Source organism: Streptomyces sp. NPDC057963 (assembly GCF_042887155.1).
Classification (GTDB): Bacteria; Actinomycetota; Actinomycetes; order Streptomycetales; family Streptomycetaceae; genus Streptomyces.
On record NZ_JBHVPX010000024.1, the window covers coordinates 12120 to 38228 of the forward strand.

Consider the following 26109-nt stretch of genomic DNA (forward strand, 5'->3'; position numbering starts at 1 on the left):
GCGCGACCCGCCGCTGCCCGGCGTACGCTCGAAAAGATCGGATCGCACACCTGAACAGGCCCGACGGGCTCTTCGAGGGAGGCACCGTGACCGGTCGACTCATCGGCACACGCCAGGCCGCCTGGGCGGCGGTCGTCGTGCTGGGACTCACGAGCGGGGGCGTCGTCGGCACCGGTGCGGCGCGGGCGGACAACGGCATCGACCAGCTCTCCGCCCAGCAGATCGCCGACCGCTCACGGGACGCGCTCCTGAGCGCCCGTTCCCTGCGCCTCAGCGCGCACGGCGACCTCGGCAGGGGCGGCAATCCGTCGACGGCCCTGGATCTCACCCTGGACCGAGACGGCAACTGCACCGGTTCGGTGGACCTGGGCAGGAGCCAGGGGTCGGTCCGGATCGTGAAGCGCGGCAACGATGTCTGGGTCAAGCCGGACGCGGACTTCTGGAAGAGCCAGGTGCCGGACGGCGGCCCGGCCTTCGCCGCGATCCTCAACGGGCGTTACATGAAGGGCTCGGCCTCCGACCCGAGGCTGCGCGACGTGGTGAACGCATGCGATCTGGACACCTTCCGGAAGCTGGTCGGTGACCACGCGGACAACGACCGCGGAACGCTGAACAAGGGCCGGAAGACCACGCTCGACGGGGCTCCGGTGGTGCCGGTGACCCGGCTCAGGGACGGCAGGACGGTGACGACATACGTCGCGGCCTCGGGCAAGCCGTATCCGCTGAGGATCACGGTGCGGGGCGGCGGGGCGAACGCGGTCGCGGGCTTCTCGGCCTTCGACAGGCCGGTGCCCACGGCCACGCCGCCGCCGGATCAGACGTACGACATCAACGCGCTGCTGGCCCGTCAGTCCTCGCCGTTGTGACGGTGGCGCGGGAGCGCCGGCTGAGCACGGTGTACAGCACCAGCGACGAGGCCAGCCCGACGGCCCAGCCGTAGTCCGCGAGCGGCTTGAGGAACGGGATCAGGCCGTCGGCCGGGAACGGACCGGTGCCGGGGGCCGAGTGGGAGCCGCCGATCGCCAGGACGCCGCCGGCGGCGAACGCGACGACCGCCCGCCAGTTCCAGCCGTGCGCGTACCAGTAGCGGCCGCCGGGACGGTAGAGATCCGCCAGGTCGAGCACGGTGCGGCGGACGATCCAGTAGTCGGCGATCAGGATGCCCGCGACCGTACCGAGCAGTCCGCCGACCAGTCCGAGCCAGGTGAAGATGTACAGCTCGGGGGTCTCGGTGAGCTTCCACGGCATGATGAGAACGCCGACGACACCCGTGATCAGGGCGCCCGTACGGAAGTTGATGAGCTTGGGGGCGAGGTTCGCCAGGTCGTACGCGGGTGACACGACGTTCGCCGCGATGTTCACGGAGACCGTCGCGACCAGCACGGTCACCAGGGCGTACAGCAGCCCGAAGACGTTGTCGGTCCTGGCGACGAGCTGGACCGGGTCCCAGATCGCCTCCCCGTACACGGCCTGGGATCCCGAGGTGACCAGGACCGAGAGCATCGCGAAGAGCGTCATCGTGGTCGGCAGGCCGAACGACTGACCCCGGATCTGGGCGCGTTGGCCGGCCCCGAAGCGGGTGAAGTCGGGGATGTTCAGGGAGAGTGTGGCCCAGAAGGCGATCATGCCCATCAGGGAGGGGAAGAAGACCGGCCAGAACTCCTTGCCCCAGCCGAGCTTCGAGGGCTGGTCGAGCAGCGGGCCGAGGCCGCCCGCCTTGACGGCGACCCAGGCCAGCAGGACCACCGCGCCGACGATGACGAACGGCGCCGCCCAGTTCTCGAACCGGCGCAGGGCGTCCATCCCCCGGTGGATGATGGCGAGTTCGAGCGCCCAGAAGAGGATGAAGCAGAGCCACAGCGTCCACGGCTGCCCACCGATCTCGGACGCCTTCGCCCAGCCGCCGAAGATCTTCCCGAGCAGGGTGAAGACGCCGACGCCGCCGATCCAGGTCTGGATCCCGAACCAGGCACAGGCCACCGCGGCCCGGATCAGCGCGGGCAGGTTGGCGCCGCGCAGCCCGAAGGAGGCGCGGGCCAGAACGGGGAAGGGAATGCCGTATTTGGGTCCGGCGTGCCCGGTGAGCAGCATCGGGCCGAGCACGATCAGGTTGGCGAGCGCGATGGTGAGGACGGCCTGCTTCCAGTCCATGCCGAGGGCCACCAGACCGGAGGCGAGCAGCCAGGACGGGATGTTGTGGGCCATGCCGACCCAGAGAGCGGCGAAGTTGTACGTCGTCCAGCGGCGCCGTTCCAGCGGTACGGGCAGCAGGTCCTCGTTGACGAAGCGGTTGTCGGTGGGCACGGCGCCGGGGGCGAGTTCGACGCGGCCCGCCGGATCGGGTATTCGGTCCTGTGACGGGACGGAGGGAAGGGGCGGTGTCGAGGGGACGGTCGGTGTCAAGGCGGCTGGACCCTTCGCTCGGGAGCGGTGCCGTGCGGGACGGGGCAGGGCGCGGGGGGTTCGGACAACCGTGGGGCGGACCGACCGGGTGGCCGGCGGTCGAGTGGTCAGGGGGGCAGGGGCCAGGTGGTCGGGGGCCAGGTGGTCAGGGGCCAGGTGGTCAGGTGGTCAGGGCGGGGATGATCTGCGAACCGTAGGCGTCGATCGTCGCCTCGCGCGCGTCGTGCATGTTGTAGACGGCGAACTGGTCGACGCCCAGGTCGCGCAGGGTCCGGAGCTTCTCGATGTGTGCCTCGGCAGGTCCCAGCAGGCAGAACCGGTCGACGATGCCGTCCGGCACGAAGGCCGTGTCGGGGTTTCCGGCGCGGCCGTGGTGGCTGTAGTCGTAGCCGGACCGCCCGGCGATGTATGCGGTCAGGGCCTCGGGGACGAGTCCGGAGTGCTCGCCGTACCGGGAGACCAGGTCCGCCACGTGGTTGCCGACCATGCCGCCGAACCAGCGGCACTGCTCGCGGGCGTGGTCGAGGTCGTCGCTCACATACGCGGGGGCGGCGACGCAGATGGTCACGGAGTCCGGGTCGCGGCCCGCCTGCGCCGCCGCGTTCCGTACGGCCTTGACCATCCACTCGGTGAGGAACGGGTCGGCGAGCTGGAGGATGAAGCCGTCGGCCTTCTGTCCGGCGAGGGCGAGCGCCTTCGGGCCGTACGCACCCATCCAGACCGGCAGTCTGCCGTCCTTCACCCAGGGGATCCGGACCGGCTGCCCGTCGACGGTCGCCTCCCGCCCCTCGGCGAGGTCGCGGATGGCGTCGATGGCCTCACCGAGGCGGGCGAGGGTGTTGGGTCTGCGTCCGGCGACCCGCATCGCCGAGTCGCCGCGCCCGATACCGCAGACGGTGCGGTTGCCGAACATGTCGTTGAGGGTGGCGAAGGTGGAGGCGGTCACCTCCCAGGTGCGGGTGGACGGGTTGGTGACCATGGGGCCGACGACGAGGTCCTCGGTGTGTTCGAGGATCTGGCTGTAGATGACGAAAGGTTCCTGCCAGAGCACTGTCGAGTCGAAGGTCCAGCCGTAGCGGAAGCCGTTGCGTTCGGCGCGGCGCATCAGACCGACGACGGTCGAGGCGGGCGGGTCGGTCTGGAGGACGAGTCCGAAGTCCATGACGGGCGCTCCTAGTCCAGGTACTGGCAGGTGGCTCGCGGGGTGTACGTGCCGTGACCGGCCCAGGCGGTGAACTTCCGCCCGTCGATGACGACTTCACCGCGCGAGAGAACGGTTTCGACCCGGCCGGTGATCCGCTTTCCTTCGTAGGCCGAGTAGTCGACGTCCATGTGGTGGGTCTCGGCGGAAAGGGTCTGCTCGGCCGCCGGGGTAGGCCATGAACAGCTTGAAACGTGTTGTGGCGCGCCCTCCTGTGTAGTGGCGTCCACGTCTGCGGCACGACGTTCGGCAGGCGCGCTCAGGCGTGGGTCGAAGGTTCCGGTGATGGGGAGATCGGGCAGTCCGTACAGGGGTGGAACCGAAGTGCCGTCGTAGTCGCCCAGTGCGCATACCGCCCTCTCCCGAACACCGTTCTTCAGGCACTCAAGCGCACGCTGGTAGAGGCTCTGGGGGCGGCGCCCTTGAGTGACGTGCTCCGGCAGATCCTTCCACATGAGGCCGCACCGAACCTTGTACAACGCCGCCTCGAACGCGAGTCGTGGAGGGATGATTCTGGACTGCTTTTTGGGCCTTGGGAAGAGGTTCTCTGCAAGCGCCCACTGATCTTCGGTGGGCATTGGCGGCACCATGCGCTCCCGACTGGTAAACCGGGCTTCAATACCGCAGCCAGCACTGCGGAGCGCCCCGGACACCATGCTGGTCACGACTGCTTGGACGTCGAGGAGATCTAGGAGGTCACGTTGCTTCTCCACGGGCAGATTGTCCAGCTTCGGTCGAGCATGGAGCGCCAAACCGAGGATTTCCCTGGCCCGATCCTCATACCGCTGAGACCCCATCAGCCATTCCATAGTATCGCCACGCATCATCCGGAGCTGGTCTTCTTTGTCTTTAAGACCACCTTTCACCTCAGCGATTATTGCGTTAATTTCCTCGCTCTCGATTTCACCATCTCCGTCAACGACCCCAGCCGCCACTACCGCAATCAGTTTATTCTTGCAAATTTTTCGATTGCGCCCCATCTACTCATCGAGGACAGCCATTCGATCACGATACGATTGAGAGCGGTCAGGTATTTCACCGATCCATTCCTCAGCCAGGCGCTGAAGCCCATCTTGATCACACAGGGTGCCAGGGCAGCCTGCCGGACGGCGGCCTGCTCGGCCTCCGACAGGACCTGGTGCTCACCCACGCGACGGCCTCCCGGGCGAGGCAGCAGCGCGCCCCGGCCGGCCGGCCACTTCACCCACCAGTTGTCCACGGCCCTGGCCGACACCTTGAGCAGGGCGGCAACCTCTGCCCGATCCCGGCCCTCCATCAGCGCGGACACTGCCAGCAACCGCACGGCCTCCTGCGCAGCCGGCGACCAAGTCCGTGGATTCCCCACCAGATCACTCACAGACCGTCAAAGAGCCTGAACTCAAAGCGTTTCGGATCAAATTCATCACGGCGAGAGGCCCGCGCCCGCAGCGGTATTCCGGCGCAGGGTCCAGATCGGCCAACGTCTGCACGAGCCCGCTGTGCGCCCTCTCGGGATCATCAGGCGATGGGCGACGATCTCCAGCACCCGGGGGGGTACACCTACAGAATGACGGGGCCACGGGTTAACGTGAGGATCCCGTTGTTTCACGCATGGACGGAAGGGGATGCACCACCATGTCGGACCCCATCTCCACCGAAGCGATCACACGGAAAAATATACGCCGCCTTGCCATCGATCGGGAAAGCGTGTTTCCTCTCCTCGGAAAGGAGTGGTCAATCTTGCCGGACGTATACCCTTCGGGCTCCTTCTCATCCACTGAATTCTTCACTCGCCAAGACATCTACCCGCCGCCTGGCGGCACGTTCCTGGAAATCGGCTGCGGCACGGGCGTCACTGCTGTCACCGCGGCCATGTCGAGTTGCGACGCGGTGGTCGCGTCCGACATCAATCCGCAGGCGGTCCGCAACACTGCGATCAATACAGCCCGGCACGGTGTGGCCGACAAAGTGAGTGTGCGCCACGGAGACCTCTTCTGCGCCGTTGGAGCAAACGAGAGGTTCGACTGCATTTTCTGGAACTCCAACGGAATCGAGATGCCATCCGGCTATACGCACCGGTCCGAGTTCGAGAAGGCATTCTTCGACCCTGGGTACGAAAGCCACCGGCGATACGTAGAAGAGGGACCGAACCACCTGACACCCGGCGGGCGTCTGCTGATCGGATTCAGCGGACATGGAAACGTCAGCCTGCTCCGCAAATTCGCCGAACGGACCGGGCACACGTTCACCGAACGGGCCCGCTCGCAGTCCGCCACCCGAATCATCAAACACCCCCACCTACTCCTCGAACTGGTGCCGGCGTGATTTCGTTCCATCGCGCCTGGATGTCTTCGCGGCTCTGATCCGGAGGCACTCAACCCCTGCGGTCAGCCGGCGTTCGAGAGGGCGTGGAACCTGTCGCTCGCGTGGGTGATGATGCCGGTCCAGGGCCATCGGGCGGTGAAGCGGTGCCAGCGGCGGCGTCCGGCCCCGACGGGAACGCCAGGCGACGAAGAGATGGGTGCCGCCGTCGGAGTCGGTCCGGATCAGCGTCCGTCGGCCCCCGACGCAGGCATTTTGGCAGTTGAACCAGGGCGAGTCGGGCGTTTTCGATGTGCTCGGCGGCGGTGTTGGAGCCCGCGTTGCCGGGCCGCAGCACGGCGGCCACCGGTTCCCCGGACCCGGCCTGGCCGTGGTCGACGAACGCGACGAGCGGATGACGGCCGAAGGTCTTCTTCCAGGTCGCGGTGGCGTCCTGCTTCTCGGAGTGAGCGAGCACCAGCACGCCGTCGATGTCCACGATCACCTGACCGCCGGCGGCCGGACTGCTTGCACCGGCCAGCTCCCGGACCCGCTCGCGTACTTCGGAACGTGCGCCCCGGATCGCGGCATTTTAGACCGGCAAACCGCACGTACGCACCGAGACGGGCGGAGAGCACGATGATCCGGGAATCCAACTTCTCGGGAGAGCGCAGAAAGGGGCTGTCCGGATTGACGGTCTCACCAGCACTGTGGTGCAGGTACGTACTTGTTACGATGTCGAGTACATACCCTCTGTTGCTCTCCAGGATATCTTGTGCCGTTCCCCCGGTGATGATGTCGAAATTCTCCGGTGCCCGGCGCTTGTTCCCTCACTTCTGCGGGCCGTCGGAAATCTGCGGAATCAACAGTGTTTCCGGCCATCGCTCAGCCACCCATGTGTCGTTGTATATCGTTTCCAGATAACGGTCCCCGAGATCCGGGGAAATAGCCACAATGATGCTGCCGAGCGGGAGTTCCTCGGCCGCGCTCTGCACAGCGGCAAGTACTGTCCCGCTCGATCCGCCGAGAAGGACTCCGCGTTGAGCTGCGATCCTCCTACACATGGTGATGGTCTCGGATTCGGTCACATGGATGACTTTGTCGATCTTCTCCTCGTCGAGGATTTCCGGCCGTCTGCTGGTGCCGAGTCCCGGGATATGGCGCCGACTGGCGGGGCCGCCGAACGTCACCGAACCCACAGTATCGACCGCGACGATCCGGGTGGCCAGACTGTGCTCCCGGACAAAATCCGCGCAACCCATCAGCGTTCCGGTCGTCCCCGCGCCGATGAATATGCAGTCGACGTGGCCGAGTTCCCCGAATATGGATTGGGCTGTACGGTCCCGGTGGACCCGTGGGCCGGCTGCGCTGGCATACTGATTCGGCCAATACAGATCGGGCTCGCCCGCGAGGCGCCTGCGTATGTATTTGACGCGGGATTGGAGAAATCCGCCGTTGTCGTCCACTGTATCGATGACGACGATCTCGGCACCCAACGCTTCCATGGTCCGTACCGAATGGGCATTCGTGTTGGGATCAGTGACGCAGGTCAAGGGGTACCCCTTTGCGGCGCACACCACGGCCAGGGCCACGCCGAGGTTGCCAGACGTCGACTCGATCAGGCGGCCGGGCGGGAATCGCCCAGACGCCTCAGCTTCCGCTACCAGGGCGACAGCGGTCTTGAGCTTTACCGACCCTGCCGAGTTGAGGCCTTCAATCTTGAGGTACACGGAGCTTCCGGGAGCTAGCTCGTCGAACCGGAGGAAAAGATCGTCGGGCACGATTTCGTAGATTTCGTTGGCTATCACGATGATCCGATCGGATTCTTCATGAATCCGGACGGAGTCGATTTCTGTGCGGCAGCTCGCATGGCCGCGTATGCGGCTTCCGAGGCAGCCTGCCGTTCCGGCGTGAAGGCGCCGCGCTTGAATTCGGGGGCGCCGTGCGGAGATGGTGCCGGGACGACACCTGCGTATGTGGTGTCGCAGCCTTCCACCATGTCGTGCGTCACCGCCCTCAGGACGTCGAAGGCCAACATGAAGGAGTGACCCTTACAGCTCCAGATGGATTCGAAGGCGAACGGATCAGCGAACGTCATGGCTCGCACGACGGGTCCGGTATCGATTCCCGTGTCGACGAAATGGGCCGTCGCTCCCGCGGCGTCCCGGAACAACGTCGGGTCCCGCAGCAGCGCGGCCTGCTCTATCGCGAAGATCCCTCTGGCGTGGGGCAGCACAGCGGAATGGGCGTTGATGATGCGGGATCCCGTCATCTCGATCCACCACGGCGCCAGGATTCTGTCGAGGAACACGAAGAAGAACGGTCCATCGGGACCTGCGCACTGCGTGTCGAGCCATTTCCTGGCGGCCTCACTGTTGAGATTTCTGCCCAGGAAAACGGTCGCCGGATCCTGGGTCACAGTGTGCCTCGGAACTCCAAAGTCCCTGATCATGGTCCGTTCGGTCTCGCTCAGATCGGGATACAGCCGGTACAGATGGGCCCACGCGTCCTCGTCCAGAGACCGTTCACCCTGATACGTCCTGTGGAAGTTCTCTCGGGCCGTCCTGACGGCCTTCGGCAGCGGATCGTCCCGCAGGACAACCCCCTGGAAGCTCCCTTTCCTACCGAACTCGGCAAGCCAGTCGGTTACCAGATAGGTGGCGTGGAAGGTGTTCTCGGTGAGCAGGAAGTACGGAGACAAGGAACGGGACTTCCCTTCTATCCGCCGGCAGCAGGTCGGCCGGCTTCTCATTGATCGTCAGCCGTCATAGTTCGGAAGTAGCCCTTGCGCTCGCGGAGCCTCGGACGCTCCGTCGTCGACGTATGGGGAGGGAGGCAGCACCGGTCGCTCGATCTACCCCGCGGCCTCGCGGAAGATGTACGCCCCCTCTCCTCCAGGAACTCCAGATGACTGAGCCGCTGAATACCGATGCAGTCGTTCACATCCGTACCCACTGTCACTGCTCACGAGGGCGCACGCCCACCTGATCCAGTCAGAGATGCTGCTCAGCAGCGCACACACGCAGAGACGGCAACAGGTTCATGGGCTCGATCTCGCTCCTCAGATGAGGGGCTGGTACCAGCAGCGGTGACCACGTAGCAGGGGTGCCGGCCCGGCTGCACCGGACGCATCCACCACCGCATGCCCGAAATGCGCCATGCCACTGCGTTCTTCGGCCCCGCGGTGGACGTACGGCGCGAAGTCGCTGCGCAGTACGACGTGGACGGAGAGATTCAAGTAGGCCAGCAACTGGCCGTGCTCGTGTGGAGAGCCGATGAAGGCAAACCGGATCTGCGGGCCACGCAATGTGGCCAGATACTGCACCGAGTGGTTCTCGATGTCCGTACCGGGCATCTGCATGCCTGTTTGCCCCTCGACCTACGATCTTGCCCCCAGGAACAGGTAGCTGAGCAGGGGAGGCCTCTTCTTTGGCGGCGCAGCCGGAGAAAGACTCGCAGGGCCGAAACCCATGCCGATGACATCGTGCAGGACACCACTGCCGCTGACTGGAAACTGACTCATCGAATCCTTCCTAATAGGGCACAGACACAGGGCGGACTCCCCTTCATCCGGGTGACCGGGCAACGGAGAACAAAGCAACGAAGATCGGCTGCCTCAGGCCAAGTCCAGCCACTTTTCAAGCCACTAATAAGCGGATCAAAATGGATCTTGAGAAGCTCGCTCCACTGGCAGTCAAGGTACGCATGACCCATCGATTCGGCAATCCACACACGCACCGTTGACGTCGTTCCGTCACGCATGTAAGGGTGTTTGTGACCTTGGAGCGACTACCCCTGTAGGAGGACGTACGGATGCTCAATACCCAGGCGGAGTTCGAGCACATCGCTGATCCTTTCGCTATCCATCTCGCGCAGAATGCTCTCGCGGCGGAAAGCGTGAAGTCCCTCTACGAGAGCGCACCGCGGGACGGATACAAGCGGGTAGTGGTATCAGATCCGAACCATGACAAGCAGTACGCGATGAATCTCCTTTCGCTACAGAAGGGAGGAGACAAGATTTCGGCAGTTACCGACTCGCTTTCCCCGCAGTGGAAGCAATTGCTCCAGGAGTTGCGCGGGGACCAGTTCGTCGGTTGGCTCGAACGCGGGACGGGAATCAAGCTGCGGCACCTCGCGACCGAGATCGGGATCTACATTCACGATCCTGGTGACTTCATATCGGTCCACAAGGACAAGACCGACAAGGCGCTGACAGCCATCCTCTACCTCACGCCATACTGGCCCGAGGACGGAGGCGGCCAGTACGAGGTGCGAAATTCTCCGGACCCTGCGGACGAGCCCGCGCGTCGTATCTCGCCACGTGCCGGTCAATTTCTCGCCTTCCCGCCCAGCGAGAAGTCCTGGCACTCGGTTTCCGAGGTGACCGCCAGCGATGAGGTCAAACGCATCACCGTACAGCTCGAATTCTGGCTGGAGGGCGGCGGCAAGCGGTCCGATTGACACAGCCCCGGGCCACGGCCTGCCCGACGAGGAGCTCGCCCTGGCGAGCTCGGCGGCACTGCATCCCCGCCTGAGCAGACGAAATTCGGGGGTGCACGGCTGACCAGCTCCACCGGTCAGCAAGTCTGCCGGGGCATGCCACGGCTGCCCCCGGTTCATCGCCGCGCGCGCCGGTTCGCGCCCCATCGCAGATCCTGGACGAACGTATGGATGCCACCGTCGCCTGACACGTTCTGATTTTTCGGGCATCGTAAGAATCCGGCGTCCTGGCCATGAGAATGAGATTTGACTGGGGCTGCTTTCCATCTCTCGCCGCTGCCCTGGCTGTGTCGCTGATTCTCTCGTGACGCGTGGACCTTAGCCTTTCGCGGCCGTAAGGCTGTCCGTCGTGCGCGAACTGTGCGGACGCAAAATCTTGGTTCATTCAAATCTGGGTGACAGTCTCAAGACGAGCAGGTCCCGCTGTGCCGGAGCGGTGAGATTCCGCACCGCAGTTGGTCCTCGATTCAGCGGCTCTGACCGTGGGATCGGCATCTATTTACGCGGCGACGGTAAACGCGCCAAGGCTCCTGCCTCAGCCTGGCATTCAGAGATGGCTACTCAAGCAGGGTATCCAGCCTCTGCAAGCCGGCGCTCCGACGGGAGCAAATAGGAAGCGTGGCGCATCCTTTCGTCGACGCGCCTTTTCGAGTAGGCGCCTTCAGTCGGTAGATAATATCGGCGTGACTCGGGAGGGTGCTCGTGTCGAATCAACAGGCATCACCACGTGTAGGAGGTGAGGAATAGTCACAAATTCGCACCGAAGGATCTGGTGGCCCCGCAGAAGCATCAAGCGGTCATTCGGTGGAAGAAGTATCGGGAGAAGCCCCCGTGATCAACCCGAAGGGTACTATTGGGCGATCAGATGTCGCGTGCGTCTGCGGAGCTGACGACGTGGTCCCCCGGGACGACCCATACAGAATTGATTCCGCGCTGCCGGAGTACTTCCTTTTCGGCTGCCGTATAGGCAAGCTACACAGCACCACACGGAATTCAATGTGTGACGCCGCAGACCGGCGGTCCCGGCTCGACGGACACCCGGAATTCTTCTCGTAAGCCCCCCGGGTGCCGGCGTCGCGCTGAAGCGCTGCACGCCCCCACTGCGGCCAAGTACGGCCGCCCCACAGACGAGAGGCCTTATGAGTGTTCCCGCCGACTACCGGGCCGGGACGACAGCAGTCGTCGAAGGCGGCCACACGTTGCGAGGCCGTGTCACCGTACCGGGCAACAAACACAGCATGGTCCTCGGCTTCGCTGCGGGAGTGGCACTCGGCGCCGAGCTGACCCTGACCAACACTCCCTGGTTGTCCGAGCGCGACGTACTGACACACACCCTCAAGCTGCTCGGCGGACACGCCGAGTGCGAGAACGATACCGTCCGCATCAGGGGCGACATCACATCGTCGGACCTCCCCGCCGCGGCCACCGAGGTCATCCATGGCTCGGTCTACCTGCTGCCCGCGGTACTGGCCAACAGAGGCAGCGTCACATTCAGCGGATCCGGGGGCGACAGCCTTGGCTCCTTCGAATGGGGCTTCACCCGTCCGGTGAAGCACATGCTGGAAGTCTCCGAGGCCTTCGGCGCCCAGTGGGAGCGACGCGACGGACTCCTTCACGCCTGGACACCGAGACTGCGCCCCGCGACCGTGGACATCCTGCGCTGGTCGCAGGATCCGACGAGGCCGGCGGGTCCCTACGTCTCAGGAGCGACCAAGACCGCCCTGTTGATGGCGGCCGCTGCCCCCGGTTCGAGCCTCATCCTGCACCCCCACGAAAAGGAGGCATCACACGAACTGATCACCATGCTGCGGGCGCTCGGGATCCGTATCGACCAGCAGGACGGCGGCTGGGTGGTGCACGGCGGCACGGCACTGACTACCGCCACTCACCGGCTGCTGCCCGATCCGGTGGAGATGATGACCTGGCAGTCGTTCGCGGCGATGACCGGCTCCACGCTCACCATCGACTGCGGCGACCCGGCTCACGTCTTCACCTCCATCCATCGCGAGTTGAACTTCCTCAGCACCCTGGGGATAGAGCCCGTCTTCAACGAGGACACCGTCACCGTCGGTCCGGCAAAGCAGCGGTACGAGGGCACGGAACTGGTGGCCGAGTCGACGGGCATCTCGACAGACATCGCACCCCTGCTCGCCGTCATGTTGTTACAGGCCGACAGTCGGTCGGTGATGGAGGACCGGGTCTGGACGGGCCGTTACTCGTACGCCGACTCACTGCGCCTCATGGGCGCACGAATGGAAGTGATAGGACGTCAGCTCGTCATCGAACCCAGTGTGCTGCGCCCGGCGGATGTCGTGCTGCGCCCCACGGACACCCGCAGCACCGCCGTCTGTCTCGCGGCGGCGCTCGCGACCGAAGGCTCCAGCATGGTGGGCGGCCTCGACCACCTCATACGCGGGTACGAAGCTCTGCTGCCCCGACTGGCCGCCGTCGGAGCCCACATCGAACTCGTGCCGGACGACGCGATATGCATCGCGTGACCGGGACCGGTGGCACCGAGGGCCCTATCCCGGCCCGGGAGTCATACGAGCAGGCCCCGCCGAAGAGTCATCGTTTCAGTACCGGAGACCCCGTGCTTCCGCAGGTACGGCTCGACGCCGCCGTAACACTCGTCCACCATCGCCAACAGCGGCTCAAGGGCGGGAGTTCCCAGCCTCATACGGCGGATCAGCTCGGCCCCGTCGATGCCCCGCTGCCGCGCGTACGCGTCGATGGAAGGGGGGCAACCGCTCGCCTTCTCCAGTGCGGCAGTGTCGGCGGTGAGGATGTCGCGTACCGGCACGCCAAGGAGCTTCAGGAGCAGGGCGATCACCACCCCCGTCCGGTCCTTGCCCAGCGAGCAGCCCAAGACGACCCCCTGAGACAGTCGGTCCGCCGTGACTCCGACGACAGCGGCGATCTCCGTGCCGCAGCTCCGAGCCATGTCCTGGTACAGCGACACGTAGTCGTCGGACGTGGGACGGCCCCTCAGCCGTGCCGCGACGCCCGGCATGTCGACGGGCACATGAGCCAGTCGCCACCCGGCGCCCTCCGTCAACAGCTCCCGCTCGGGGCTGCTGCGCAGATCTACGTGCCAGCGCCCGGAGGTCATGGGGGCATCGGCGTCCGGGCAGCCTGCCAGCAGCGTCCAGCCCGTACGGAAGACCGTTCCTGGACGCAACCCACCCACCGCGTCGGCGACGTCGAAGACGTGGCCCTGTGAGATGAGGCATCCCTCATGAAGATCCTCGTGCTGTGGCCGCCCCAGGTGCCCAGCTACTTCAACGCCGGGCACCATCTGACCGTCTTCAACGTCGCCAGTCATCTACGTACCGCCTTCCCATCCGCGAGTGTCCGCGCCGTCGATGCGGCTGCCCTCAACGTCACCTGGAAAGCCCTCGGTGACTTGCTGATGGAGCAGCATGACGTCGTGGCTCTGGCCAACGACTTCGACTCCATCGACTCCCTGCACCGCACCGTGCGGTACACCAGGGAACTGGCGCCGAAGGCGAACATAGTCACTTTCGGGCGGCTGAGTTCGCAACTACCCGAGTTCTTCCAGCGGTTCGACCTCGACGCCGTCGTCGGGGCAGGCGATCCGGAGACGGGCGTCGAGGACTTCGTCCGGGCAGTGGCTGACGAGGCGCACGCCTCCACGTCCGTCTGGTCTCGCGTGGCGGGCCGATGGCGGGCCCCCGTCGCTCCCCCCCGGCTGCTCTCCGCCGACGAACTGCCGCTCCCCGACGTCACAGAGATCCCTTACGGGGCCTATGAGCAGATGTACGCCGACGACACAGCCCGCTTCTGCGGAATTCCCCAGCGGCGGGAGCTTGTCGTCCCCGTCGCACGCGGCTGCCCGGTCGGCTGCGACTTCTGCGACATCCCCGGCCGCGAGGGCAGGACCGAGCGGCGCCTGCCGATCGACCGACTCGTCGAATTCATTGAGAGTGCGACCCGGAAGCTCGACTTCGAATACGTGTCGATGTACGCCCCGACGTTCACCCTGCGCCGAGCGTGGTCCTTCGACTTCTGCGACGCGTATGAGAGGTCCGCGATCGGTCTCCCGTGGAAGTGCACTACGACCCTGCATCACCTCAGCGATGAGCTGGTGCGCAGGATGGGCGAGACGGGCTGCGTACGCATCAGCGTAGGTCTCGAAACACTGGAATCCTCAGGACATGCCGCCCTGCCCCGCGCCAAACACATCGAGCAGGAGCGCTTCCGGACCACGGCGGAGGCATGCGGGAAGGCCGGCATCGAGCTGAACTGTTTCGTCATTCTCGGCCTCCCCGGCACGTCCGCCGAAGGGGTGGAGAACACCATCAGGGCCGTGCGCGAGGTCAACGGGCGAGTCAGGCCCACGATCTACACAGACTTCGGGCGGATGAGTGCGGACATGGATGAGGCGTCGATCGCATCCTTCAACCGCCAACTCTTCCAGCCCGACCAGTGTCCACCGGACGCCGAGCACTACTACCGCGTCCTGTTCGACCCGCTCGCGCCGATCACCCCCGTCTCCGAGAAGATTCCCAGGAGGACGCCGGAATGACAGCCCCGCCCCCCACCGCCGGACTGTCCCGGAACCATGAGGGCCAAGCGCCGGACTGGATCGATGAGCTGTTCCTCGGCACCGCCACCGGCGTACGCGCGCAGTGGCGGCAGCGGGTCGGCGGCACCGTCAATCTCGCCAACAACGAGATGCGCCACCCCCGGGTCGAGGAGCTGATCGTCGAAGCGGTCCGCAAGCTGCGTTCCGCCCACTGGAACTCCTACCCCGACTACGCGTACGAACGGTCGAGGTTCGCCGAGATCACGGGCGTGCCCGCCGAACGGCTGCTGTTCACCGCGGGCTCCGACCAGACCTACCTGGCCGTGTTCCGTGCGCTCACCCGCCCCGGCACCCACCTGCTGACCCAGGTTCCCAACTACCAGCAGATCTTCCCGTACGCGGAACTGGCAGGGCTCACTGTACGAGGCGTCGATTACCGGCCGGGAGCCGGCTTCCCTCTCGACGCGATCCTCGACGCGGTCGCGCGTATGCCCCCCGGCAGCCTCGTGACCGTGTCGAACCCCAACGGTCCCACCGGCGCTTGGTGGTCGGCCGGCGAACTGACCATCCTCGTCGACGCGTGCGCCGAGCGGCGCTGCCTGCTCCTGATCGATGAGACATACGGCGCCTTCGCACCCGAGACCGTGCTGCGCCGGGCGGTGGATTGGCCCCATGTCCTGGTCGTGCAGTCCTTCAGCAAGGGCTACGGACTCGCCGGCGCGCGCCTGGCCGTATGCGTGTGCGGCAGCACCGAGGTTGCCGACCACATTCAGCGGTGGAACGTCTCCAACCCGGTCAGCGGCCCTTCTCTCCAAGTAGCGGCCGAACTCGCCCTCCGCCAGGAGGAGTTCCGCGCCATCCACGCCGAACTGGAGTCCTCCCGGAATCGGTTGCGCGAGGAGGTGCCCGGCCTCGTCGGAGGCTGGGCCGAGACATCGTGGGGGAACTTCGTGCCGGTGCGCTGCCCAGACCGGCGGAGCGCCGCCCGTACGGTCGAAGGACTGGCCAGGCGGGGATTCGCCATCCGCCACCTCGAACGGTTCGGACTGCCCCAGCACATCCGGATCTCCACCGCCGACTTGGCCACCACCGAGCGCCTGCTGAGGTCCTTGCAGGAGACGGTCCACGACGTGCGGGGGGGTACCGGGCGTGCTGACTCCTCGTGACACCGCCACCGGGCCGACGGCCCACAGTGTCCTGGCTGACGCCCGCCGCATCCTGGTCATCGGCTGTCCCGGCTCGGGCAAGACAACATTTGCCGCGTGTCTGTCCGCCGTCCTGACGCTTCCGGTCCACCATCTCGACGACCTCTACTTCAGCGTGGCCTGGCGCCCGCGCCCCACACCCGAATGGCACCGGACGGTGGACACCCTGTGCGCGGCCGCCGAATGGATCGTCGACGGCAATCACGCCGACACCCTGGGCAGAAGGCTGCCGCACGCCGATGCCGTCGTCGTCCTGAACAGAGCACCCATCCTGTGCCTGGCGTCCTACCTGCGGCGGCTGCTGAGATACGCCCTGACCCCGCCCGAGGCGCTGCCGCACTACATGCGCCGCGACGATGGGGGACGCGTCCTGGCCGACCGGCCACTGGCCTTCTCCCGCTTCATCCTCTCCTTCCGGCGCCGTTCCCTGCCCGGCATGGCAGCGGCTTTCAAGGCCCACCCGGACATCGCCGTCGTCGAGCTGCGCACCAGGGGCGACATGAAAATGCTCCTCGCCGAACTCGGCAACTCTCCGGGGAGGGACGCCACATGCTGAATCTTGCCGCATTCGAATCAGCCACGTTGCGCACGCTGCCCTACGTCTGGGGCGATGTCGGGCAAGTCTTCACCACCGAGGAGGCCGCACGCGAAGTGGCCGCGTCCTTCCCGATCGGACAGACCCGGAGGCGCGAGTCGAAGCCGGCGGCGGAGAAGGCATACCGCATGCTCTCCTGCCCGCTGGTCGAGGGCGGAGAGCGCTTGGACGCCGTACACCGACTGGACGCCCGGTGGCAGGATCTGGTCAGCGAGCTACTTTCTCCCTCCTTCACCGGAGCGTTGGCCACGGCTACCGAACTGCCTCTGACGGAGACCTCTCTGGAGGTCCGGGCCTCCGCCTACAGCACCGGCTGCTTCCTCGGCCCGCACACCGACCGGTCGGACAAGATGCTGTCCGTCATTCTCTACCTGGAACCGGACTGGTCGCCGGAAGACGGCGGAGAGCTGAGCATTCTGCGCTCGGACGACCCGCACGACGAGGCCGCCCGGATCGAGCCACACCTCGGCACTGCTGCCCTCCTTGTCCGTTCCGAAGGCTCCTGGCACCAAGTTCTCCCCGTGCGGTCCCCCCGGTCGGGCCTGCGCCGCAGCGTCCTCGTCCACTACTGGCGGTGGCCGCCCGCACGACCAGTCCAACAGCCCCTGGAGTCCATGTGAACCACACAGCGCCCACCGCCACTCGACCGGATGCCGACAGTGCACGACGATTCCAGGCCTACGGAACCCATCAGCTCGACCGGATCGCAAAGCGGTTCGGACTGACTGGGGACACGCTGGAAGCGGTACGTCTGGTTTCCCTGGTGCTGCCCTTCCGGGTCAACGAGTACGTCCTGCGCAACCTCATCGACTGGGACCATGTGCCGGACGACCCGGTGTTCCAACTGGTCTTCCCTCAACCGGGAATGCTCTCGGCGACCGACGAGGCCCGGCTCACCGAGGAGCGCCGGCGGGCCGACCGGCGGTCGCTGGCCACGCTGGTCGCTGACATCCGGGCCCGGCTCAATCCGCACCCCGGGCACCAAGCCGAGCTGAACGTGCCCCACGACAAGCGCGGCGCGCTGCCGGGGACCCAGCACAAGTACCGCGAAACCCTCCTGTACTTCCCTTCCAGCGGCCAGACCTGCCACGCGTATTGCACCTACTGCTTCCGCTGGGCGCAGTTCGTCGGTGAGGCGGACCTGCGCTTCGCCGCGTCCAGCCCGCACCGAGCCGTCAGCTATCTGCGGCAGCACCCCGAAGTGAGCGACGTCCTGGTGACAGGCGGCGATCCGATGGTGATGTCCACGAGCAGGCTGCGCGAGCATCTGGAGCCGCTGCTGGACGTGGCCGGGGTGCGCACCATCAGGATCGGGACCAAGTCGGTGGCGTACTGGCCGCACCGCTTCGTCACCGACGCGGACGCCGACGACACCTTGAGGCTGTTCGAGCAGGTGGTGCGCTCGGGTCGCACGCTCGCGATAATGGCCCACTTCAGTCACAGCTGCGAACTCGCCCCCGACGTCGCCAGGCGGGCGCTCGCACGGATCCGGGAGACCGGGGCCGTCGTCTACTGCCAGGCGCCGCTGATCGCCCACGTCAATGACGACGCCGGGGTGTGGGAACGGTTGTGGCGGACCGAGCTCGCGGCGGGCGCGGCTCCGTACTACATGTTCGTCGCGCGTGACACCGGACCGCGTGACTACTTCAAGGTGCCGCTGGGGCGCGCGGCGAGCATCTTCCGCGAGGCATACCGGAACCTGCCGGGGCTCGCCCGCACCGTCCGTGGGCCCGTCATGTCCACCACGGCGGGCAAGGTAATCGTCGACGGTGTCGAACAAGGCCCTGAAGGCCGTTTCTTTCAGCTCCGTTTCCTGCAGGCCCGCGATCCGGCCCTGGTGGGCAGGCCGTTCCGGGCTCACTACCGGGCGGACGCCGCCTGGCTGGACGAGCTGGAGCCGGCTCCCGGCACTCCGGCCGACCTCGCCGCTGCCGTCACCGACCCCGTGCCGCCAGGCTCGCACGTGCCGCCCGCCGGGGAGGAATCATGACGGATCGTCTTCAGGCTGCGCCGAATCTGGCGCTGAACGAAACCGTCGCCCGGCGTCGGTCCGCGGGCGAGCCCCTGATACATCTCGCCTTCGGTGAGGCGCAGTTACCCGTCCCGGCGGAGGTACTGGACTGGCTGACCATCGGTGCCCGCCGTACCGAGTACGGCCCCGTCGCCGGGGACGAGCGGGTTCGCTCCTCCCTCGCCCGCTATTTCGACCGGCGTCGGCTTCCCACCGGCCCCGAGCAGATCGTCGTCGCGCCGGGCAGCAAGCCGCTGCTCATGAGTCTCATGGCCGTTGTCGAAGGCGATGTGCTGCTGTCGAGCCCGTCCTGGGTCACATACGAACCTCAGGCCCGGTTGTTCGGACGGCGTGTCCACCGTGTACCGGTGCCAGAGGGATACGGTGGCGCCCCCGACCCCTCGGCCCTGCGCGAGAGTATCCGCACCGCCCGTACGGGCGGCTCCAACCCCCGGCTGCTCGTGCTCACCCTTCCCGACAACCCCACCGGCACCGTCCCGCCCCCCGAGGCGATCCGCCAGGTGTGCGCGGTGGCTGAGGAGGAGGACCTGCTGATCGTCTCGGACGAGATTTACCGCGACATCCTCCACGACCCCGGCCTTCCCTTCCTCAGCCCGGCAGAGGAGGCCCCGGACCGCACCGTCATCTGCACCGGACTGAGCAAGAGCCTGGGGCTCGGCGGCTGGCGGATCGGCGCCGCCCGCTTCCCCGTCGGCCGGCAGGGCGACCTCCTGCGTACCCGTACGGTCGCCGTGGCCAGTGAAGTCTGGTCCACACTGGCCGGCCCCATGCAGGAGGTGGCCACCCGCGCCTTCGACGAGCCCAAGGTGATCACCGAACACTTCCTGGCCGGGGCGCGGCTGCACGGCGCCGTCGCCCGTGCCGTGCACAGCCTGGTCACCACAGCGGGCGCGATCTGCCGGGCCCCTCAGGGCGGCTTCTACCTGTATCCGGACTTCGAACCCGTACGCGAGAGTTTGCGCGAGCACGGTGTGACGGACTCGGTGTCACTGCAGCGGCACCTGCTCGAAAACCTGGGCGTGGCCGTCCTCGGCGGTCATCACTTCGGCGACGACCCCGGCGCCCTCCGCTTCCGGATCGCCACCAGTCTGCTGTACGGAGACGACAGCGCACAGCGCGAGCGGGCGCTGGCCGCCGCAGAGCCGCAGTCCACACCGCACATTTCCCTGATGCTCGATCAACTGGCAGTGGCGTTCAACGCGTTGGCGGCCGGGAAAGGGACCCATGCCTGACCTCATCGACGACTACCGGATGCTGAGTGGGGCGGTCGACACACTGCGCCGGTACTGGAGCGGCAGACAGGTGATCCTGTTGGCCAACCAGTTCACTCACAGCACTCAACTGCTCATTGACGAGGTGTCCGCGTGTGGCGCCACCCTGGTCGGTGTCGTCACCCGACCGCGGCGGGCACCGGAGCGAGACGTGCCCACCTGGAGTTGCGCCGAGCGCGGCATCGACCTCTCTCCGCACGAGTTCGAACCCTTCCTGAGCAGCCCCACGGACTCGCTGAGGGAATGGTTGGACGACATCGACCCCACCCAGTCCTGCGTAGTCCTCGGCAGCATCTGGACCACCATGTCCCACCTCTGCGGCCGGCCCGTGCACGGATGGCGCAGGCCCGAGTGGGTCGCGTGGGAGGACAAAGTCCGTATCGAGCGGCTCTGGGCGGACCTCGGTATCCCCTCACCGCGCCATGTGGTGATGTCTGTGGACGATCCGGGGCTGCGCGAACAAGCGATGGCACTCGACGGCGGCCGAGGTGTGGTGATGGCCGTCGACTCCAGCCAGGGGGTCCCCGGCGGTGGCGGCAAGGGGCTCCGCTGGGTCCGAAGTCCCGCCGAATTCGACGCCGCGCTGAAATCGTTCACAGGCAGGACTCGGCAGGTGCGGATCGCCGAGTTCGTCGAGGGAGTGCCGTGCAGCACCCAGGCCCTCGCGCTCGACGCCGGCATTGCCGTGTTTGAGCCGGCCGAGGAGGCGATGCTCCGCGATCCGTGCTCCGGCGATTTCCGCTACTGCGGTACGTCCACCTGGTGGCGGGCTCCCGATGCGGCGAAGGACACCATCGAAACGTACGCGCGTGACGCGGGCCGCCGGCTGGATGAACTGACGGGCTACCGCGGGATTTTCACCGTCGACGGGCTACTCACCGACCAGGGGTTCCTCGCCACTGAGCTGAATCCGCGAGGCGCCGGCGGACTGGGATTTCGCCCTGGCTGGCCCGAGTTCCCCACCTACCTCTTCCACCGCGCCGTCCAGGAGAACGTGCTCGGGATCGTCGACCTCCCCCCCGAGTCGGTTCAGGCCGCGTTCCGCGACGTCATCGCCCGCCGTCCGTCCTTCTCGGGCACCATCCCCCTGGGCACCGGCCCGGTGGCGGCGGACGTGGTTCGGCCAGGGACGGGCACGCGTGCGTACACCACCACGCCGAGTGGCGCGACCGTCCGGTATCAGGTGGGCGCGCAGACCGTCCGCGTGGTCGACGTGGCGCCCGCATCCGCCGATGGCACTGTGGGGCCACTGATTGCGGAGTTCGTCGGCCACCTCGGCCATCCGGGTCTGGTCAGCTTCAGCGACGACTCGGTCCGCTCCACCCTCGCGTCCGTCGAAAGGGCCGCAGACGGGAAGCCCGCCGCCAGGACGCGAGGTGCGCGGTGACGTACCTGGTGATGAACCGACGGCCGATCATCGAGAGTCTCGCCAAGTGGTTCCCCCGGTCCAAGGACGACTTGGTGGTGGTCACCGACCGCCGCGCGCTGCGGGGCGTCGATACCGACCGGATGGCCAACTCCTTCCGGGCCCTTGAGGTGACCGACGACTACGGCGGAAAGGGGACGGAACGCCTGGTCGAATCGCTGTGCCAGGAACACCGCGTCGAGCGAATCCTCACCACCGCCGAGGTCGATCTGGTTCGCTCCGCGGAGCTGCGGGGACGTCTGGGCCTGCCCGGTCAGAACAGGGCCAGTGCCGTCGCGTACACCGACAAACACATCATGAAGACCGCGGCTGCCACGGCGGGACTTCCCACCGCCCCCATGCGTACGGTCCACGACGCCGCCGAACTGATCGCGTTCGCCGCCGCGTATGGACTGCCCGTAGTCCTGAAGGAACTCAACGGGGCCGCGGCCATCGGTATGTCGGTGCTCAAGAACGACACCGACCTCGCCAAGGCCGCCGGGCGGTGGGGGCAGGACCGCCCCGGAGGCGTCATGCTCGCCGAGTCGTGGGTCGACGGTGACGTCTACCACGTGAATGGCCTGGTGGCCGGGGGCTCCGTCCTCCAGAGCTGGCCATGCCGCTACCTGCACACGCAATGGAGCAGCTATCACTCAGCGGCACCCTGCATCAGCGGCATGCTGCACCCGGAGGAACCGCTGTTCGACCGCCTTCAAAACGCCACGGCCGCCGTGACGGCCGCACTGCCCACGGCATCAGAAGTCCTCCCGTTCCACGCCGAGTTCTTTCACAGCACCGACGACACGATCATCCTGTGCGAGATCGCCTGCCGAGCAGGCGGCGCGGGAATCATTGAGATGCACGAGCGCGCCTTCGGACTCAACCTCTACCACGCCGGTCTCAAGGGACAGGCGGACCGAGCCGACGACATCCGATGGACCAGCCTCAACACTCGCGGCGGGTACGGCTGGTTCCCACCCCAGGCGGGTGTACTGCGGCAGTTGCCGTCCCGCTGCCCGCTGCCCCGTGCGGTCGAGTACACCACCAGCGGTGAAGTGGGGCGCCGGTACCCCGGTCCACGCTCCGCCGTCGATGCCATCGCGCAACTCCACTTCGACATCGCCGAGGACGAGGACCTGATGTCCGTCCTGCGGGAGGTGGAGAACTGGTGGGCCGACGCCGTGCGTTGGAAATGACGTCACCGATGAACCGGAAGGACCTGCCATGACCTCTTCGACCCCAGCAACGTCGGCGACTGTCAGCGCCCGCATCAGTCCGGAACTGACCCCGGACAGCCTGCTCGATCTGTCGACGCGGAAGATCGCCGCGATCCATGTCGAGGACTTCTACCCCAAGGACATGGCCCGGCGGGTGGTCAAGAGCGCGATGACACATGAAGCGCTCGGTACCTACCGGAAAGAACTCGCCAGCAGCGTCGGCCGCATACACACACCGCACGTGGACACGGCGTGGGATCCCGAACTCACCGACGCCTACCACCGGCAGGCCGTGCACGCCGTCCACGACGTGCGCTCCATGTTCCACCCATATCTGTCGCCCATCGACCATCTCCGGCTGTTGCTCCAGGAATTCTGGCCCACAGGCGCCAACCTCCTGCGGCTGAACGGCCGCACCTGCTTTGTCGGCGCGCTGCGCGTCTTCACGCCGGGTGCGTCACAGCTTTTGCCGCACAATGACCGGCTGTACCAGGAGACGGACGCCCCGGAGGCACGGCGCCTGACCGAGCAGATAACCGCCAACGTATATCTCCAGGTACCGGAGACCGGCGGCGACCTTCACCTGTGGCTGCGGGAGCCGGACCAAGCAGAGACAGAACGCATACTGGCAGTGGAAGGGCTCGATCCAGGCACCATCGAACCACCCGCCCTCACGATCCATCCCCGCGCGGGTGATCTGATCATGTTCAGTTCCTCCATGCTGCACGCCGTCTCGCCCAGCCCGTTCGAGCCACGCGTCGGAATGGCGGCATTCATCGGCAGTAGAGGGGCCAACTACCCTCTAGTCTTTTGGAGTTGACGAGCGAACCGAGCAAGGATGCGATACCATGATGCCACAGGAACGTCAAGAGCAGGAGATCCCCCGCGTCTCGATGACTGACGAGGAGATCGAAGCGGCGAACCTGAAGACGCCTCCCCTGCTCAACAGCGACATCAAGCTGATGGAGTACACGCCGGAATGGGCCGCCGCGTTCGCGGAGGAAGCCCGCCGGATGAGCGACGAGCTGGGCGCGCTGCCACACCGGATCGAACACACCGGATCCACCTCGGTGCCCGGGTTGCCCGCCAAACCGGTCATCGACATCCTGCTGATCGTTCCCGACTCCGCCGACGAATCCGCCTACGTGCCCCGCCTGGCTCCCCTCGGCTACGCGCTCGCGGTCCGGGAGCCCGATTGGTATGAGCACCGCGTCCTGCGCAAGCCCGACCTCGCGCCCAGTGCCGAATCAGTCAATCTGCACGTGCTCTCCACCGGCTGCCCCGAGATTCGGCGCATGATCCTTTTCCGCGACTGGCTGCGCGCCCACACGAACGATCGCGACCTCTACGCCCGAACCAAAAGGGACCTCGCACAGCGGACATGGACGTACATGCAGCATTACGCCGACGCGAAGAGTGAAGTCATCGCGGACATCCTCGAACGTGCCATGAGAGCTGAACCTTCCAGCGCCCATGGCAGCTCGTGAAAGGTGATGTCAGCCTGCTGCGGGAGCGGAATTTCCTCCTGTTCTTCCTCGCCCGCACATCGTCCCTGACGGGCAACGTCATCGCACCGCTGGGCCTCGCCTTCGCCGTGCTGGCCTTGCCCGACGGCTCCCCGTCCCAACTCGGGCTACTGCTGGGGACCCGCACAGTCGCTCAGCTCGGTCTGATTCTGCTGGGCGGAGTCCTCGCGGACCGGTTCCCCCGCCACCGTCTGATCATCGCGGGGGAGACCGCCGCCGGATGCTCCCAAGCCCTCACCGCCACGCTGTTTCTGCACGGCAGCGTGCCGATGAACCTTCTGTTCGTCCTCGCCGCCGTCAACGGCGCGTCCTCCGCCGTCAGCCAACCAGCCGCCACCGCGCTCGTTCCCCAGCTCGTCGACGCCGAACGCATCCAGCCTGCGAATGCGTTGCTGCGCCTGGCGGCCAACTTCTCACGTATCGGCGGCGTGTTCGCCGGCGGACTACTCGTCGCGGCCGTTGCGCCAGGCTGGGCCTTGGCGGCCGACGCCGCCTCCTACTTCCTGTCCGCCGTGCTGCTGATGTTCAGCCGCCCTCGTACGGCATCGCGGGCACCGACCGCAACAGAGGCGCCGACCAGTCTCCTCAGGGAACTGCGCAGCGGCTGGACGGAGTTCACCTCCCTGCGCTGGATGTGGCCGGTCGTAAGCCAGTTCGCCATCGTCAACGCCGCCTTCGGAGGAGCCATCATGGTGTTGGGCCCGGCGGTGGCCGAGCAGGAGCTGGGCGGTGCGGTCGCCTGGTCGGTCGTTCTCGGCGCCCACTCGGCCGGTTTCGTCCTCGGCAGTCTGATCGCGATCCGCATCCGTCCCCGCTACCCCCTGCGTACGGGCGTTTTCGTCACCTTCGGCTTCTTCCCGGCCTACCTGTTCCTCGCCGCGGGCTCCCCAACCTGGCTCATCGCCACCAGCATGCTGGTGGCCGGCATCTGCATCGATGTGTTCGAGGTCCTGTGGAGAACCACGGTCCACACTCATGTTCCCGAGCAGGCCATGTCCCGGATCAGCTCATATGACTCGCTGGTTTCCTTTGTCTGCACGCCCCTGGGCCTCGCCGTGGCAGGCCCGGTGGCCGCTCACATCGGCATAGCCGAAGCACTCCTGCTCAGCGGTGTACTCGTTTTCCTGGCCAGCACCGTCCCCCTCCTCTTCTCGGCCGTCCGCAACCTCCCGGCTCGTTGCACTGTCCCGGAGCATGTACCCGGATAGGAGCTCGCAGAGGATCAATGTGCCGTCCTGGTCATTTGTCCCCGGCACCCTGATACGCCTTGTCGGCCCAGCACTGGAGGCCCGCCTCGGCGAGCGCGTCGACGATGCCGTGGGTGCGGGCGGCGGTCAGGTCGTGGGTGGAGCCGGGCAGCGCGGGCGAGGCCCACAGCAGCCGACCGAAGGGATCGGCGAGGACCTGGACGTTCATGCCGCGACGTTTGTGTTTGCCCGAGCAGTACGGAGTGTCGGCGGCGATCCGGTCGGTCGGCAGCAGGGTGCCGTCCAGGATCACGAACGCCTTGGTCCGCGCGATGTGCACCACCTCGACCGGGGTGGGCGCGAGGCCGGCCAACACCTCGACCGCCTCGCGTATGCAGCGGAATACGGTCGCGACGCCGATGCCGAACCCCGCGGCGAGCTGGGCGTACGTGTCACCGCATCGCAGATGGGCCAGGGCGAGGAGAGCCTGCGACCAGCGGTCGGACGCCGCCACCGGATCCCGATCTCCCCTCGCCGCACAGCGAGTCGTCCGGTCAGGCACCGCAGGGTCCGACTGGGCAGGTCGATCGACGACGAGTGGAGCAGCACGCGAAGCTCCTGGTGGCTATGGGCAATCTTGGTCGAGTAACCCGTCTACCAGGAGCTTCGTCGTTCCGCAGACCAGGGCTGAGGACGCCTATCAGCCCTGGATGACTCCCTGCCGAGGTGCCGCCCGGACGG

General features: G+C 66.4%; 22 protein-coding genes and 4 pseudogenes. 15 read left to right on the top strand and 11 right to left on the bottom strand.

What is annotated here, in order from left to right; translation table 11 throughout:
* Nucleotides 1–86: 86 nt before the first annotated feature.
* On the top strand, nucleotides 87–866 hold the full coding sequence (locus ACFVT1_RS34325) for a hypothetical protein (RefSeq protein WP_389802813.1): 780 nt from the start codon (nucleotides 87–89) through the stop codon (nucleotides 864–866).
* On the opposite strand, the gene ACFVT1_RS34330 is transcribed toward ACFVT1_RS34325, so the two are convergent.
* The 5 genes and pseudogenes from ACFVT1_RS34330 to ACFVT1_RS34350 form a co-directional block, all read right to left on the bottom strand.
* Nucleotides 829–2403, bottom strand: coding sequence for an NCS1 family nucleobase:cation symporter-1 (locus ACFVT1_RS34330; RefSeq protein WP_389802816.1), 1575 nt, complete (start codon nucleotides 2401–2403; stop codon nucleotides 829–831). The two genes, ACFVT1_RS34325 and ACFVT1_RS34330, sit on opposite strands and share 38 nt — an antisense overlap.
* A gap of 160 nt (nucleotides 2404–2563) precedes the next feature.
* Nucleotides 2564–3565 (bottom strand): TIGR03842 family LLM class F420-dependent oxidoreductase, encoded by a 1002-nt coding sequence (locus tag ACFVT1_RS34335; RefSeq protein WP_389802819.1) that lies wholly within the window; start codon nucleotides 3563–3565, stop codon nucleotides 2564–2566.
* A gap of 11 nt (nucleotides 3566–3576) precedes the next feature.
* Nucleotides 3577–3774: pseudogene (locus ACFVT1_RS34340) on the bottom strand (dihydropyrimidinase); the annotation flags it as partial.
* Nucleotides 3775–3972: 198 nt separating this feature from the next.
* Nucleotides 3973–4584 (bottom strand): annotated as a pseudogene (locus tag ACFVT1_RS34345) (transposase); the annotation flags it as partial.
* Nucleotides 4548–4907, bottom strand: coding sequence for a helix-turn-helix domain-containing protein (locus tag ACFVT1_RS34350; RefSeq protein WP_389802822.1), 360 nt, complete (start codon nucleotides 4905–4907; stop codon nucleotides 4548–4550). The gene ACFVT1_RS34350 and the pseudogene ACFVT1_RS34345, both read right to left, overlap by 37 nt.
* A 311-nt stretch (nucleotides 4908–5218) precedes the next feature.
* On the opposite strand from ACFVT1_RS34350, the gene ACFVT1_RS34355 reads away from it, so the two are divergent.
* Nucleotides 5219–5908, top strand: a complete 690-nt coding sequence (locus ACFVT1_RS34355) for a methyltransferase (protein ID WP_389802825.1) — start codon at nucleotides 5219–5221, stop codon at nucleotides 5906–5908.
* Between the two features lie 159 nt (nucleotides 5909–6067).
* On the opposite strand, the pseudogene ACFVT1_RS34360 reads toward ACFVT1_RS34355, so the two are convergent.
* The 4 genes and pseudogenes from ACFVT1_RS34360 to ACFVT1_RS34375 form a co-directional block, all read right to left on the bottom strand.
* Nucleotides 6068–6470: pseudogene (locus ACFVT1_RS34360) on the bottom strand (transposase); the annotation flags it as partial.
* Between the two features lie 244 nt (nucleotides 6471–6714).
* Complete coding sequence (gene sbnA / locus ACFVT1_RS34365; protein WP_389802828.1) at nucleotides 6715–7692, bottom strand: 2,3-diaminopropionate biosynthesis protein SbnA; 978 nt, start codon at nucleotides 7690–7692, stop codon at nucleotides 6715–6717.
* A complete protein-coding gene (locus ACFVT1_RS34370; protein ID WP_389802831.1) occupies nucleotides 7689–8585 on the bottom strand; it encodes a formyltransferase family protein in 897 nt (298 codons plus the stop codon). The genes sbnA and ACFVT1_RS34370 overlap by 4 nt, the downstream gene beginning before the upstream one ends.
* 360 nt (nucleotides 8586–8945) lie before the next feature.
* Nucleotides 8946–9245: a SidA/IucD/PvdA family monooxygenase gene (locus ACFVT1_RS34375; protein WP_389802834.1), complete on the bottom strand. Its 300-nt coding sequence runs from the start codon at nucleotides 9243–9245 to the stop codon at nucleotides 8946–8948.
* A 452-nt stretch (nucleotides 9246–9697) separates the two neighbouring features.
* Between ACFVT1_RS34375 and ACFVT1_RS34380 the strand changes: the two genes are divergently transcribed.
* Both ACFVT1_RS34380 and ACFVT1_RS34385 read left to right on the top strand, forming a co-directional pair.
* The gene (locus ACFVT1_RS34380; RefSeq protein WP_389802837.1) at nucleotides 9698–10345 is read left to right on the top strand and encodes a 2OG-Fe(II) oxygenase; all 648 of its coding nucleotides are present in this window, start codon (nucleotides 9698–9700) and stop codon (nucleotides 10343–10345) included.
* Nucleotides 10346–11523: 1178 nt separating this feature from the next.
* Nucleotides 11524–12882: a hypothetical protein gene (locus tag ACFVT1_RS34385; RefSeq protein WP_389802839.1), complete on the top strand. Its 1359-nt coding sequence runs from the start codon at nucleotides 11524–11526 to the stop codon at nucleotides 12880–12882.
* A 41-nt stretch (nucleotides 12883–12923) separates the two neighbouring features.
* Here ACFVT1_RS34385 and ACFVT1_RS34390 read toward each other — a convergent pair whose 3' ends face one another.
* Nucleotides 12924–13562: a tyrosine-protein phosphatase gene (locus tag ACFVT1_RS34390; protein WP_389802842.1), complete on the bottom strand. Its 639-nt coding sequence runs from the start codon at nucleotides 13560–13562 to the stop codon at nucleotides 12924–12926.
* Between the two features lie 57 nt (nucleotides 13563–13619).
* On the opposite strand from ACFVT1_RS34390, the gene ACFVT1_RS34395 reads away from it, so the two are divergent.
* The 11 genes from ACFVT1_RS34395 to ACFVT1_RS34445 are packed head-to-tail and all read left to right on the top strand — an operon-like array spanning nucleotide 13620 to nucleotide 25389.
* Nucleotides 13620–14930, top strand: a complete 1311-nt coding sequence (locus ACFVT1_RS34395) for a B12-binding domain-containing radical SAM protein (protein WP_389802845.1) — start codon at nucleotides 13620–13622, stop codon at nucleotides 14928–14930.
* Nucleotides 14927–16096 (top strand): pyridoxal phosphate-dependent aminotransferase, encoded by a 1170-nt coding sequence (locus ACFVT1_RS34400; RefSeq protein ID WP_389802848.1) that lies wholly within the window; start codon nucleotides 14927–14929, stop codon nucleotides 16094–16096. The genes ACFVT1_RS34395 and ACFVT1_RS34400 overlap by 4 nt, the downstream gene beginning before the upstream one ends.
* The gene (locus ACFVT1_RS34405; RefSeq protein ID WP_389802851.1) at nucleotides 16080–16691 is read left to right on the top strand and encodes a hypothetical protein; all 612 of its coding nucleotides are present in this window, start codon (nucleotides 16080–16082) and stop codon (nucleotides 16689–16691) included. Before ACFVT1_RS34400 ends, ACFVT1_RS34405 begins: the two co-directional genes overlap by 17 nt.
* A complete protein-coding gene (locus tag ACFVT1_RS34410) occupies nucleotides 16685–17350 on the top strand; it encodes a 2OG-Fe(II) oxygenase (protein ID WP_389802853.1) in 666 nt (221 codons plus the stop codon). Before ACFVT1_RS34405 ends, ACFVT1_RS34410 begins: the two co-directional genes overlap by 7 nt.
* On the top strand, nucleotides 17347–18720 hold the full coding sequence (locus ACFVT1_RS34415) for a lysine 2,3-aminomutase (protein ID WP_389802856.1): 1374 nt from the start codon (nucleotides 17347–17349) through the stop codon (nucleotides 18718–18720). The genes ACFVT1_RS34410 and ACFVT1_RS34415 overlap by 4 nt, the downstream gene beginning before the upstream one ends.
* Nucleotides 18717–19994, top strand: coding sequence for a pyridoxal phosphate-dependent aminotransferase (locus tag ACFVT1_RS34420; protein ID WP_389802859.1), 1278 nt, complete (start codon nucleotides 18717–18719; stop codon nucleotides 19992–19994). The genes ACFVT1_RS34415 and ACFVT1_RS34420 overlap by 4 nt, the downstream gene beginning before the upstream one ends.
* Nucleotides 19987–21420, top strand: a complete 1434-nt coding sequence (locus ACFVT1_RS34425) for an ATP-grasp domain-containing protein (RefSeq protein ID WP_389802863.1) — start codon at nucleotides 19987–19989, stop codon at nucleotides 21418–21420. The genes ACFVT1_RS34420 and ACFVT1_RS34425 overlap by 8 nt, the downstream gene beginning before the upstream one ends.
* Nucleotides 21417–22634: an acetyl-CoA carboxylase biotin carboxylase subunit family protein gene (locus ACFVT1_RS34430; protein WP_389802866.1), complete on the top strand. Its 1218-nt coding sequence runs from the start codon at nucleotides 21417–21419 to the stop codon at nucleotides 22632–22634. The genes ACFVT1_RS34425 and ACFVT1_RS34430 overlap by 4 nt, the downstream gene beginning before the upstream one ends.
* 28 nt (nucleotides 22635–22662) lie before the next feature.
* Nucleotides 22663–23475: a 2OG-Fe(II) oxygenase gene (locus tag ACFVT1_RS34435; protein WP_389802869.1), complete on the top strand. Its 813-nt coding sequence runs from the start codon at nucleotides 22663–22665 to the stop codon at nucleotides 23473–23475.
* A gap of 28 nt (nucleotides 23476–23503) precedes the next feature.
* Complete coding sequence (locus ACFVT1_RS34440) at nucleotides 23504–24142, top strand: GrpB family protein (RefSeq protein ID WP_389802872.1); 639 nt, start codon at nucleotides 23504–23506, stop codon at nucleotides 24140–24142.
* The gene (locus tag ACFVT1_RS34445; RefSeq protein ID WP_389802875.1) at nucleotides 24139–25389 is read left to right on the top strand and encodes an MFS transporter; all 1251 of its coding nucleotides are present in this window, start codon (nucleotides 24139–24141) and stop codon (nucleotides 25387–25389) included. The genes ACFVT1_RS34440 and ACFVT1_RS34445 overlap by 4 nt, the downstream gene beginning before the upstream one ends.
* A gap of 40 nt (nucleotides 25390–25429) precedes the next feature.
* Here ACFVT1_RS34445 and ACFVT1_RS34450 read toward each other — a convergent pair.
* Nucleotides 25430–25977, bottom strand: a pseudogene (locus ACFVT1_RS34450) (transposase family protein); the annotation flags it as partial.
* Nucleotides 25978–26109 lie beyond the last annotated feature (132 nt).

Bases quoted from the DNA above. Each gene is read 5' to 3' on its own strand.
- ACFVT1_RS34335 (WP_389802819.1), bottom strand. From the start codon at position 3,565: ATGGACTTCGGACTCGTCCTCCAGACCGACCCGCCCGCCTCGACCGTC.
- ACFVT1_RS34440 (WP_389802872.1), top strand. From the start codon at position 23,504: ATGATGCCACAGGAACGTCAAGAGCAGGAGATCCCCCGCGTCTCGATG.
- ACFVT1_RS34395 (WP_389802845.1), top strand. From the start codon at position 13,620: ATGAAGATCCTCGTGCTGTGGCCGCCCCAGGTGCCCAGCTACTTCAAC.
- ACFVT1_RS34375 (WP_389802834.1), bottom strand. From the start codon at position 9,245: ATGCAGATGCCCGGTACGGACATCGAGAACCACTCGGTGCAGTATCTG.
- ACFVT1_RS34410 (WP_389802853.1), top strand. From the start codon at position 16,685: ATGCTGAATCTTGCCGCATTCGAATCAGCCACGTTGCGCACGCTGCCC.
- ACFVT1_RS34380 (WP_389802837.1), top strand. From the start codon at position 9,698: ATGCTCAATACCCAGGCGGAGTTCGAGCACATCGCTGATCCTTTCGCT.
- ACFVT1_RS34420 (WP_389802859.1), top strand. From the start codon at position 18,717: ATGACGGATCGTCTTCAGGCTGCGCCGAATCTGGCGCTGAACGAAACC.
- ACFVT1_RS34435 (WP_389802869.1), top strand. From the start codon at position 22,663: ATGACCTCTTCGACCCCAGCAACGTCGGCGACTGTCAGCGCCCGCATC.
- ACFVT1_RS34425 (WP_389802863.1), top strand. From the start codon at position 19,987: ATGCCTGACCTCATCGACGACTACCGGATGCTGAGTGGGGCGGTCGAC.
- ACFVT1_RS34385 (WP_389802839.1), top strand. From the start codon at position 11,524: ATGAGTGTTCCCGCCGACTACCGGGCCGGGACGACAGCAGTCGTCGAA.
- ACFVT1_RS34400 (WP_389802848.1), top strand. From the start codon at position 14,927: ATGACAGCCCCGCCCCCCACCGCCGGACTGTCCCGGAACCATGAGGGC.
- ACFVT1_RS34355 (WP_389802825.1), top strand. From the start codon at position 5,219: ATGTCGGACCCCATCTCCACCGAAGCGATCACACGGAAAAATATACGC.